Raw genomic sequence first — 11,108 nt, forward strand, 5'->3', positions numbered from 1 at the left:
TTACCATCTTCTATCCTAATCGTTTATCTTCTGCTTCATCTCGTTAAGCCATTGCATAGCCTGCATTGGCGTCATATTAAACAAATCAAGCTTCCGAAGCTGTTCCGCGAGCTGCTCGGCTTTAGGCGTTGCTTTGCGGCGCCCTTGCTCCTGCGGCTGCGGGACGGGTTCGTCAAAGATCGAGAGCTGTACGGCTGCAGCGGTTTCTTTGAATACCAGTTCCGGTTCATTAACCGCCGCATAGAACGGAGCTGCCGGCGTCTCGGCTACCTTGCTTACAGTAGCGGCAGGAGCAACGGCAGAACCCGCTGCTTGTTTCTCTGAAGCGACCTCTTCCAGATCCTCCAGCAGCATGTACGCCCGGTCAATAATCGAATTCGGAAGTCCGGCAAGTCTAGCGCAATAAACCCCGTAACTTGTGCTTGCAGCGCCTGGAATCAGCTTGCGGAGGAAGGTTACGTGATCCCCGCTTTCCTGAACTGCCATACACGCGTTCGCAAGCTTCGGCAACGTTGCTTCCAGATGCGACAACTCGTGGAAATGCGTCGAGACAAGCGCTTTGCAGCCGATATGGTGATGCACGAACTCGATCACCGCTTGCGCGATTGCCATTCCTTCGCTTGTTGACGTCCCTCGTCCAAGCTCGTCGATAATAACGAGACTGCTTGCGGTCGCTTTTTCCGTCATAAGCTGAATATCCTTCATCTCGACCATAAACGTACTTTGACCGCCGATCAGATCGTCCGCGGCTCCGATCCGCGTAAAGATCCGGTCGATCATCGGAATTTCAGCAGCCTTCGCAGGCACGAAACATCCGATTTGCGCCATGATGCAAATCAGGGCAACCTGGCGCATATAGGTGCTTTTACCCGCCATATTAGGGCCGGTAATTAGCAGCATCGACTGTTCATCCTCGCGAAGCGCAGTTGCGTTGGAGATAAACGGAACTCCTTCCATCACCGCTTCTACGACCGGATGGCGGCCATCTTCAATAACAAGGTTATACTGATCCGTAATGAATGGCCGAACGAACCTTCTCTCCGCGCTAACCGTTGCGAGCGACTGGTATACGTCCAGTTCGGCAACCACTTCGGCAAGACGCTGGAGCCGGTGCAGCTGCAGCGCAAGATGATCGCGGAGTTCGATGAAACGCGCGTATTCCAGATCGACCATTTTGTCCTCGGCCTCCAGAATTAGCCGCTCCTTCTCCTTCAGCTCCGGCGTGACAAACCGCTCGGCGTTCGCCAGCGTTTGTTTGCGCTCGTATCGTCCTTCCGGCAGCATAGCCAAAGCGCCTTTGGATACCTCGAGATAATAGCCAAACACTTTATTGAAACCAATCTTAATCGTCTTGATCCCGGTTGCTTCGCGTTCCTGCCGTTCCAGTTCGGCAAGCCAACGCTTGCCGTTCGTGCTGGCCTCGCGCAGCTGATCCAGATAATCATCGTAACCGGCGCGAACGAGTCCGCCTTCCCGAATGGACACTGGCGGTTCATCGACAATCACCGTTTCAATTAGCTCCGCAAGATCGGCGCAGTCGTCGAGGCCGTCAACCAGCATCCGCAGCCGGTCGGAACCGGCGCTGCGCGCAAGCTCTACAAGCTGAGGCGCCCGGCGGACGGAGTTTTTCAGCGCATTCATGTCACGGCCGTTTGCGCTGCCGAAGGCAACACGCCCCACCAGACGTTCAAGATCATAGATTTGATTCAATTCTCCGCGGATATCGTCACGCGCAATCAAATTCCGGTAAAGCGCGTCAACCGCTTCGTAACGTTCTTCAATCTTGGCACGGTTAAGCAGCGGCTTATCGATCCAACGCCGCAACAGTCGCGCTCCCATGGACGTTTGCGTCCGGTCGAGCAGCCACAGGAGCGAGCCTTTTTTGCTCCGGTCGCGAACGGTTTCCGTGAGCTCCAGATTGCGGCGCGTGTAGTGGTCCAGAATCATGTATTGATTGGGTTCGTACGAGCGAATGGTGCGCACATGCCCCAGAGAACGCTTCTGCGTCTCTTCGAGATAACCCGTGAGCAGGCTGACGGCGCGGTGGCGCGTTTCGTTCAATCCCTCCAGCTGCGCCGACTCAAACTGCCCGCGAAGCTTGTCCTCTGCCATAGGCTCGCGTGCGGTCAGCAGCACCGGACGGTTCCATACCGCATGTTCGCGAAGTTGTGCCAATAACGGTTCGTCGCCCACGATTTCAGCCGGCTGATAAACGTTGATCTCATCGATTAACGTATCGAGGTTGAACGCAAGCGAAGTCACGTACAGCTCGCCGGTTGACAAATCGCATGCGGCCATGCCGATTGCGGCCGTAGATACCGATCCGACGGAAACGATAAAGTTATTGGATTTATCGGATAGCGATTTGGATTCCATCACGGTACCCGGCGTAATGGTGCGGACGATCTCCCGGCGCACGACGCCTTTGGCCGCGGACGGATCTTCAACCTGCTCGCAGACCGCAACCTTATAGCCTTTTTCTACAAGCCTTGCAATATAATTCTCGGCAGAGTGATAAGGTACGCCGCACATCGGAATTTTGTCCGTAGCGCCGCCCTCTCTGCCCGTTAATGTAATTTCAAGTTCGCGCGACGCGTTAACCGCATCGTCAAAAAACATCTCGTAAAAATCGCCGAGACGGAAAAATAGAAAAGCGTCTTTCGCTTGTTCTTTTATTGCAAGATATTGTTGAATCATCGGGGTGTAACCAGCCACTGTTGCCCCTCCCAGGTTAATAGCGTTGTATGTTCCATAAAAACATCATCATGCTATTATACCAAGCCGATTGCGGCAAGCCAACCTGAACGGACTTTGCCGCGGGCAGCAGCCGTAGAAAAAGCCCGGCGATTATGGGAGAAAGCCTATACCACGGCTTGCGAAGTGAATACAATGACCAGTAACTAGAGCCGAAATCGAGGGAGACGCATGAGCAAAAGCAAGCTTTGCATCCTGTTCCTGGAAAACCATCCGATGTGGATTTACGGCCTGCCAAACGGATTCCGGAAACTCGGACATGAAGTCGTGACCCGCTTGCCGCAAAAGCTGACGTACCGCGCCATTGATAATATTAGGCCGGATCTCATCATCGCGATCGGCTGGACGCCGTCAAATGACAGCATAAAAAAACAAGAGCGAATCGCTTCGCTCGTTCGATATGCAAAAAAACCGTTTATTTATTGGTCGACGGAAGATCCCGGTTATACGAACCGGTTATCCCTGCCTTTGATCAAGCGCACCAAACCGGACTTTGTGTTTTCCATTCATCGGCCGACCGTTGAGAAATTCAAACAAGCAGGAATCCGGGCTGCCCATCTGGACTTTGGAAGCGATTCAAGCGTTCACCGGAGAGTACCTGCCGTTCGGAAATATGCGGGAACGGCCGCGCTTGTGGCGAACGGGTATCCCCGGCTATACCGGAAAAACCCCCTTAACTACAGGTTCCAATCGCTTCGGAATCTCGTCAATCCTTTTCTCGCTTCCGGCAACAAGACCGACTTGTACGGCCGCTCCTGGAGCAGGATGAAACGGATCTTCAGCAAAGCGATTCCTTCCGCGCGGATTCACGACTACCTGCCCTATCAAGAGGCATGCAAAGTTTATAGCTCCGTGGATTACGTGCTTGGCCCGCAAAATTCACCGGATCGCCTTACACAGCGGACATACGAAATATTGGCTTCAGGCGGCTTGTTGATTACCGACGATACGCCCGAAGTGCGGAAATGGTTCACGCCTGGCCGCGATCTTCTCGTGACGGGCTCCGAGCAAGAAACGGCCCGGCTTATTGCCCATTACGATAAACAGCCCAAACTTAGGGAGCAGATCAGGACCAATGCCGTCAAAGCGGCAGCCGCATACTCCTATACCGTTCGGGCCGAGTATCTTCTTCGCACGCTGAGCGAGGAAGGGATTATTGACGTTCAATTATAGACCAATAAAGGCAGGCAATTAGGATCGCCATCCGAAAGAAGGTTGCTTAAGATGAGAGTACTGTTTCTGGAACGCGGAGGGATATGGCGGTACGGTCTACCGGATGGCCTGCGGGATTTAGGGCATGAGGTCGAGATGTCAGGGCCGGTCGTCCAAACATCGGTCATTCGTCAAATCAATGCTTTTAAGCCCGATCTGCTTATTTATGTCGGCTGGGGTTATGATCATACTCCCGCCAAGCAGAGGCTTGTTCGGCGTCTGGCGGACGACTACAACCTGCCCCTTGTCTATTGGTCGACGGAAGATCCTAACTTCACGAAGGCATTTACCATTCCATTATTAAAAAGAGTGAACCCGGACTACGTGTTTACGATCTCGCCCAATACCGTCTCCGAATTCAGACAGCTGGGTTATCCTTGCGAGTATATGGACTTTGCTTTTCACCCCGGCATTCATCATGCGGTTCGCCCCGTTCCGAAATATAAGGCGGATATCGCGGTTGTCGCCAACGCCTATCCCGATGTCCTGAAGCGTTACCCCCGCCATTATCGCCGCCAAGCCATAGATATCCTAATTAAGCCGCTCCTCAAGGCAGGCTACCGCATTCATTTCTACGGACGCAATTGGCACTTAATGAAGCCGTTTCTCGGCCGTTCCCTGCCTGCCAGCTGGATCAAGAAGCCGATCGCTTACAAAGATGCCAACAAAGTGTACAGCTCCGCCAAAATTATGCTGGGGCTGCAAAACTACAAAAACATGGCGACGCAGCGTACGTACGAGATCGTTGGTTCTGGCGGTTTTCTGCTCACTTGCAACACAGGCGGCGTCAGAAAACTTCTGCAGCACGGCCGCGATGCCGCGCTGTCTTCTACGCCGCAGGAGACTTTAAAGCTGGTCCGGCATTATCTCGCAAATGCGAAAGAACGGGAACAGGTGAGGCAGAGCGGCCGCAAAGCCATCGACACCCATTCGTATACGGAACGGGCTAAGAGCATGCTCGAAACGCTGAAGAAACATGGGGTTATAAGCGACAAAGACATCGGTGAATAAAAAAGTACGAACGCTTCATGGAAAAGATTATTCGCGCGGAATGCGCCATTTGACGCGGATATCAGCCCGCTCATCCCAGGTGGCGCCGCGCCTTGCCGCATCGAGCAGAGGCTCGATGTACGGCGCTAGCGCGGCATAGCTTTCCGTCGCCGCCATCGATGCGGCGACACGGTCGAGGCAGCCGGCGAGCTCCGCGCGGTCGCCGGCGTAATACGCTGCGACATACCGCTCGTCAAGAGCCGGTATGTAGGCCAGCGCATCCGCCTCGCACGCGCAGAGAAGCGCAAGCGCGAAGGCGGCTTTGGCCGCGGCCGGCGACACGAGCCAGCTCGGCAGCGTGCGGTATTCGAAACCGCCATGCGGCTGCTGGCGGTAATCCCCGAGGACGCCGTAGCGGGGGCGACGCCCGCGGCCGGCGGGATCCTCGACAAGAGCCAGCGGGAACGCCGCGTAGCTGTCGAGCAGCCTTAAGAGGCGAGGCGTCAGCCGCACGCCGCTGAGATGAATATGCCCGCCGAGCGCAAGCCCCGGCACGGGCATCGCTCCCGCGGCCCAGCGGAGCCCCTTGTCGCGGACAAGCCCGGCGGCGCGAAGCAGCAGCCGGCGAATGCCCGCCGCAAGCGCGGCCGGGTCCGCGGCCGGATCGGGCCGTAGCTCGGCGATGGGGTACATCAGCCGCCGCCTGATCAGCATCGAATCGCTGCCCGCAGCGCCTCGCGGGCCGCCTAAATACCGGGAAGCATGGGCAACCTTGCCGTCCGGCTTGATGAGCACAAATTCCGGATCGGCGCCAATAAGCAACGACGCAGCTTCCGGTACGGGCCTTGTAGCTGGATACAGCTGATTTCTCAGCCTCCTCACCGCTCTCATCGACACTCGCCCGTCAACGTGAAGCGCAACATCCGCCTCGCCTATATCGATCCCAACCGCATACAACCCGGCTATTGCCCTCCGAATTACACGGCGCAGCACCGGGTCAGTAGGCCATATCGCCTCTTCCCCGTCAACGGCTGCCGTAATGGGCTCGCCAGTGCCTATTGGCCTGCCGGCCTTGTTGATCCGCTCCACCTGAAGAAGCACCAATTCGGCTACGCTTACCCGGTACAGCCGCTCATCCTCCTGCGGCGCGCGGTAAATACCGGCGCGAAGCCATCTTGCCTGCATGTCAGCTTCTGACAAAGCCGGCCTTTTCCGTTCTGCCTCATCCGGCCGGTTCAGCCGATTGCCCGCCATACCGCCACCTTCTTTTTCCGGTTATCGTCAACCATGTCGAATCAGAAGCCTAAAGCCCAAATTAAATGAATTCAACAAAAAGAGGGCTTTCGCCCTCGAATTTGCCGCCGAAGCGGCATATCTTACAGTACAGAAGCGGATCTGACTTACAGTTCGTCGTCCAGTAAGTCTGGATCCAGATCCTCGTAATCCCCGTCGCCGAGACCGAACTCAAGCTCTTTGCCGTCATCGTAGCCGCCCGGGAAGCAGGCTACCCAAACTTTTGTCTCGGCGACCATTTCAACCGTAAACTCGCGTTCTACGCGGACTACAACACCGGAACCGCTTGAAGAAATATTAGCTTCAATGCAGTTAGGCTCTTGAATGCAGTCAGAGGAAACTTCCTCCGTAGAGGAACGGTGCTTAGGATCCAAATAAGAAAGAGGCACATGTTCTACATAATGAACGGTTTCTTTTGCTACGTCTGTTTGTGAGTTTTTGCTGTAAGAATACCAAATGTTGAGATCGTAAGTACCTATTACCTCTATTCCGTCGCCCGATCGAACCGCTTCATACTGGTGGTTGATAACCCACGCACCCAATATGCTGGTCGGGTGATGAGGCGGTGTTACGGTATGAGAGACAGTGGAAAACTTACGACCTTTCCCGCAGACAGCTTTCGTTATAATCTCTCTACCTTGTAGCTGTTTATCTGCAAATGTCATCGATTTAACCTCCTCCATACAATCATTCATTTAAAGTGTATGCAGGTCATTCGTCTAGGGTGACTGAATCTTTTCCCGCGCCGCCACGAATTTTATCCCTCTTTATTTTATGGCATCGCTTTGTCTAACATGACATCTCTTTTCTTTAATCGTTTGGCAATTGCCAAATATCTTTCGAGATCCAGCGTCATCTTCAAAATAGCGGCGCGTACTTCGAACTCATCGCGCGTGCGCGGCAGCTCCATCGCCTTGAACATCTGTCTCAATTCGGACAAGCGTTTCTCCGTAACGCCGCGGTATACTTCGGATTTCACTTCCCCGGAGAGCAGCTCCAGCAGCTCCGCGAGCGGTTCATTCTGCGGCAGCTTCTCGTAGACGAGAGCCAGTTCTTCTAACATAGCCTGCAAAATTTCAAGCTGAAGGCGCCGCATCTCGAAATAAGTGGACCAATAATGCTCCTGTCCAAATAAGCGATTCTCCTTGTTCAGCACCGCGCGCCGGGCACCTTCTTCTATAATCCTATGACCCTCTAGAAGCTCGCTGCCGTTCCAAATATGGATTGGATTGCGAAGCGTTAATGCCATCTCGGTAAAAATAGCTCCAAACAAATCTTCAACGTTGCCTTTGAGCGATTCAAGCAAATGCTGATCCTTCGGCATGTAGATAAAATTAATTACCGTCGCCCAGCCTAGACCCACGAGCATGAGCAGCACTTCGTTCTCCAGCACATCCACAGTAACCTCGCCGTGCGCGAACAGCTGGAACACGATTACCGCGCTCGTCACAATCCCGTCTTTCAGTTGGAACCGTGCCAAGATCGGAAAGGTTATCATAATGAATAAAGCCACAACCCAAATATGAAAACCAAAGATTGTAAACACCAAAGAAGCAAAAAAAAGTCCCAGCGAAGAAGCAACGAAACGCTGGACAGCGCTTCTCAGCCCTTTCATGCGGCTGACTTCAACACCGAGAATAGCAAGAATACCCGCGCCAAGAGGCGGATCCAATTTCAAATAGACGGCCGTATAAATGGCGATAATGGCTGCTAACGCTGTTTTGATAATGCGAATACCCACTTATTTCCCTCACGTTCGGATAGATTGATACGACTATCCTAACGCTCCCGCCAGCCTGACGTCAACTTTCTTTCCAATATCGCCACAAGCTGGTACATGATCGTTGCGACGACGGCAATGACAATCAACGTTGACAATACGAGGGTAAAGTTGAACACTTGGAACCCGTAGATCATAAGGTAGCCGAGTCCAAGCTTCGCCACCAGAAACTCGCCGACGATAACCCCGATCCAGGCAAGCCCGACATTGACTTTAAGCGCCGAGATAATAACCGGAAAAGAGGCGGGCAGGATGACCAGCCTGAACAGTTGCGTTCTGCTCGCGCCAAACAAACGGACTACCTTGATATATCCGGCTTCGATCTCTTTAAACCTGTTGTATATATTAATCGTTGTAATGATAACCGTGATCGACAAAGTCACTGCCACAATCGAAGTAAAACCCGGTCCAAGACTTACGATAAAGAGCGGACCAAGCGCAACTTTCGGCAAGCTGTTCAAGACTACCAGATACGGATCCAATACTCTCGAGAGGAAAGGAAACCACCATAACAGGGCCGCCAACCCCGTTCCTACCAAGGTACCCAGCAAAAATCCGATGATCGTCTCGGATACCGTCATGCCGACATGCGGCCAGATGGAACCGTCGGCCATGGAACTCCATAGCTGATTGAGAATTTTGGTCGGGTAGCTGAACAGAAGCGGATCAATCCACTTTTGTCTGCCTGCCGCTTCCCATAACGCGATAAATAATAGAAGAATGGCAAGCTGAGTCGCGCCAACTGCCGCTGTTACGCGCCTTGCCTTTTGTTTATATTGCGTATGGAGTTTCTTAAGTCCGCTCTCGCGGTCTTCTTCGACGCCGGACAGCATAGCTTCTTGGTCGCGATATTGTTTCTCAGGCATGCGCTTCGCCTCCTTCCGCCCGGTTCAGTTCAGCCCACAGCTGATCAAATACGTCTTGGAAGCCAGGCAGCTTGCGTGCCTCCATCGGCGTCGCCTGCCGGATCTCCTCCGGCACGACAAGTTCCTTCACAATCCTGCCCGGATTTGCGGCGAGCACAATAACCCTGTCGCTCATAGCCGCGGCTTCAGCCAAGTCATGGGTAACCAGCACGGCTGTTTTGCCTAGACGCTTCAACGTTTCGTCGACCAGATCCTCCAGTTGCAGCTTAATGTGCAGATCAAGTGCGGAAAAAGGCTCGTCAAGGAGCATCACTTCCGGATTCGTAGCCAACATTCGCGCCAGTGCAACACGCTGCCGCATCCCTCCGGAGAGCTCATGCGGATATTTGCCGCCCGAACCTGGCAGCCCCAGCTCCGATAGCAGCCGGTCTACTTCCATTAGCGATTGTTTTGTTTTGACGCCTGTAATTTCAAGACCAATCGCCGCGTTATCCCGGATCGTCCGCCACGGAAACAAGAAATCCTGCTGCAGCATATAGCCGACCAGCTTAGACGGACCAAGGACAGGCGTTCCCGCCAGAAGCACCTGTCCTCCGCTTGGAGGAAATAAGCCCGCAAGCATGCTAAGAATGGTCGTTTTGCCGCAGCCGCTTGGACCGACGAGGCTGACGAACTCACCGCGCCGAACCGTCAAATTCAAATTCTCGACGGCCAAGGAAGCTCCTTTGTCATTGACATAGACATGGGAAACATCCTTAAGCTCCAGCCGATTATCATCGCCAGCCATCGCACAAGTCCCCCTTATTTTTTCACGTCTTCAATCGCCTTTTCAGCAAAGCTGTTATCCACGATTTTGCTGTACTCCGTACGTTCTTTCAGCTCGCCGGCCGATGTCATAACGTCAAGCAGGTTATTCCATTCGCCTTCGTCAATAATCGGATCCGTTGCATAGGAGCCTTGTTGTTTGTAACGGTCAATGGAGCTGATCAGAATTTCTTTGTCCACATTATCGAAATATGGAGCAACGACTTCGGCGATTGCCGCGGCGTCATTCTCCTGAACCCACAGCTGCGCACGGTGCAGAGCATCGGTAAACGATTGGATTACCGCCGTGTTTTTCTTGATGTAGCTTTGCTTAGCCATAAATACGGTGTAAGGCAAGTGGCCGCTCTCAACGCCAAACGATGCTACGACTTTGCCCGTGCCTTCCTTCTCGAATACGGAAGCCGTTGGTTCAAACAGCTGTACATAATCGCCTGTACCGGAAGCAAACGCAGGAGCGATATTCGCAAAATCGACGTTTTGGATGAGCTCCAAATCCGCGTGAGGATCGATATTATGCTTTTTCAGCGTGAACTCGCCGGCCATTTGCGGCATGCCGCCTTTTCTTTGGCCAAGGAAGGTAGAACCTTTCAGGTTGTTCCAGTCGAAGTTGGCGTCATTGCGGGCAACGAGGAACGTGCCGTCGGTTTGCGTGACTTGGGCAAAGTTGATGACCGGGTCATCCGAACCTTGCTGATACACGTAGATGGACGTTTCCGAACCGACCAGTGCCACGTCGATCGTGTTGGACAGCAAAGCTGTCATCGTTTTGTCTCCGCCGGCCGTTGTCGTTAGCGTAACGTCCAGTCCTTCATCGGCAAAAAAGCCTTTCGCTAGAGCTACGTACTCCGGCGCATAAAATACCGATCTGGTTACTTCGCCGATCGTAAGCTTTGTTTTCTCTGAACTGCTTTTGCCGCAGCCGGCAAGCGCAGCCATCGTCGTCAGCACCACAACTAGGAGCAGCGACAGCCATACCTTTCTTTTCATCAGTAAACCTCCCGTTATTACTCAAATTAAGTAAGTACAATAGCCTATGCAGCAGATAAATAGACGGTGAATTCCGAACATTCCCATAAATAACCAATTATGAGAATGTTATAGCAATTGGGTTGCCCCACTAGCCAAATTGGCGCCCCCTCCCTAGTAGCAGGCTTTTTGCCTGCTACAGCCCGCTTCAAAGTACGCTGACCGCTTTCTTCCGACGAGTAGCAGGCTTTTTGCCTGCTACAGCCGCTTCAAGGTACACTGTCCGCTTTCTTCCGACGAGTAGCAGGCTTTTTGCAACTAGAATGAAAAGTGGACAACAGTTAAGAGAATTAACATAATGGTCTTAACAGGAGTTGTTCACATGGGTGAGCAACGGCAAAGGTATACAGAGGAGTTCAAAC

General features: G+C 53.2%; 9 protein-coding genes. 2 read left to right on the forward strand and 7 right to left on the reverse strand.

Annotation, left to right across the window (positions count from 1 at the left end):
* Positions 1 to 15: 15 nt before the first annotated feature.
* Positions 16 to 2,715 carry a DNA mismatch repair protein MutS gene (gene mutS / locus QQK89_RS12450; protein WP_284238889.1) on the reverse strand — a complete coding sequence of 900 codons (2,700 nt, stop codon included), beginning with the start codon at positions 2,713 to 2,715 and terminating at the stop codon, positions 16 to 18.
* 210 nt (positions 2,716 to 2,925) lie between these two features.
* Between mutS and QQK89_RS12455 the strand changes: the two genes are divergently transcribed.
* Together QQK89_RS12455 and QQK89_RS12460 are read left to right on the forward strand one after the other, a co-directional pair.
* On the forward strand, positions 2,926 to 3,927 hold the full coding sequence (locus QQK89_RS12455) for a CgeB family protein (RefSeq protein WP_284238890.1): 1,002 nt from the start codon (positions 2,926 to 2,928) through the stop codon (positions 3,925 to 3,927).
* A gap of 51 nt (positions 3,928 to 3,978) precedes the next feature.
* On the forward strand, positions 3,979 to 4,977 hold the full coding sequence (locus QQK89_RS12460) for a CgeB family protein (RefSeq protein ID WP_284238891.1): 999 nt from the start codon (positions 3,979 to 3,981) through the stop codon (positions 4,975 to 4,977).
* 27 nt (positions 4,978 to 5,004) lie between these two features.
* On the opposite strand, the gene QQK89_RS12465 is transcribed toward QQK89_RS12460, so the two are convergent.
* The 6 genes from QQK89_RS12465 to QQK89_RS12490 form a co-directional block, all read right to left on the reverse strand.
* Positions 5,005 to 6,210, reverse strand: a complete 1,206-nt coding sequence (locus tag QQK89_RS12465; RefSeq protein ID WP_284238892.1) for a putative amidoligase domain-containing protein — start codon at positions 6,208 to 6,210, stop codon at positions 5,005 to 5,007.
* Positions 6,211 to 6,356: 146 nt separating this feature from the next.
* The gene (locus tag QQK89_RS12470) at positions 6,357 to 6,914 is read right to left on the reverse strand and encodes an outer spore coat protein CotE (RefSeq protein ID WP_284238893.1); all 558 of its coding nucleotides are present in this window, start codon (positions 6,912 to 6,914) and stop codon (positions 6,357 to 6,359) included.
* Positions 6,915 to 7,021: 107 nt separating this feature from the next.
* Entirely contained in the window at positions 7,022 to 7,990 is a 969-nt protein-coding gene (locus tag QQK89_RS12475; protein ID WP_284238894.1) for an aromatic acid exporter family protein, read from the reverse strand.
* A gap of 38 nt (positions 7,991 to 8,028) precedes the next feature.
* Positions 8,029 to 8,895 carry an ABC transporter permease gene (locus QQK89_RS12480; RefSeq protein ID WP_434481669.1) on the reverse strand — a complete coding sequence of 289 codons (867 nt, stop codon included), beginning with the start codon at positions 8,893 to 8,895 and terminating at the stop codon, positions 8,029 to 8,031.
* Positions 8,888 to 9,682: an ABC transporter ATP-binding protein gene (locus QQK89_RS12485; RefSeq protein ID WP_284238895.1), complete on the reverse strand. Its 795-nt coding sequence runs from the start codon at positions 9,680 to 9,682 to the stop codon at positions 8,888 to 8,890. Before QQK89_RS12485 ends, QQK89_RS12480 begins: the two co-directional genes overlap by 8 nt.
* A gap of 14 nt (positions 9,683 to 9,696) precedes the next feature.
* Positions 9,697 to 10,707, reverse strand: a complete 1,011-nt coding sequence (locus QQK89_RS12490; protein WP_284238896.1) for an ABC transporter substrate-binding protein — start codon at positions 10,705 to 10,707, stop codon at positions 9,697 to 9,699.
* Positions 10,708 to 11,108: the final 401 nt, after the last annotated feature.

The sequence above is a fragment of the Paenibacillus glycanilyticus genome (genome assembly GCF_030161375.1).
GTDB lineage: Bacteria > Bacillota > Bacilli > Paenibacillales > Paenibacillaceae > Pristimantibacillus > Pristimantibacillus glycanilyticus_B.

Coding starts and splice junctions, on each gene's coding strand:
- QQK89_RS12455 (WP_284238890.1), top strand. CDS start 2,926: ATGAGCAAAAGCAAGCTTTGCATCCTGTTCCTGGAAAACCATCCGATG.
- QQK89_RS12460 (WP_284238891.1), top strand. CDS start 3,979: ATGAGAGTACTGTTTCTGGAACGCGGAGGGATATGGCGGTACGGTCTA.
- QQK89_RS12465 (WP_284238892.1), bottom strand. CDS start 6,210: ATGGCGGGCAATCGGCTGAACCGGCCGGATGAGGCAGAACGGAAAAGG.
- QQK89_RS12470 (WP_284238893.1), bottom strand. CDS start 6,914: ATGACATTTGCAGATAAACAGCTACAAGGTAGAGAGATTATAACGAAA.
- QQK89_RS12480 (WP_434481669.1), bottom strand. CDS start 8,895: ATGCCTGAGAAACAATATCGCGACCAAGAAGCTATGCTGTCCGGCGTC.
- QQK89_RS12485 (WP_284238895.1), bottom strand. CDS start 9,682: ATGGCTGGCGATGATAATCGGCTGGAGCTTAAGGATGTTTCCCATGTC.
- QQK89_RS12490 (WP_284238896.1), bottom strand. CDS start 10,707: ATGAAAAGAAAGGTATGGCTGTCGCTGCTCCTAGTTGTGGTGCTGACG.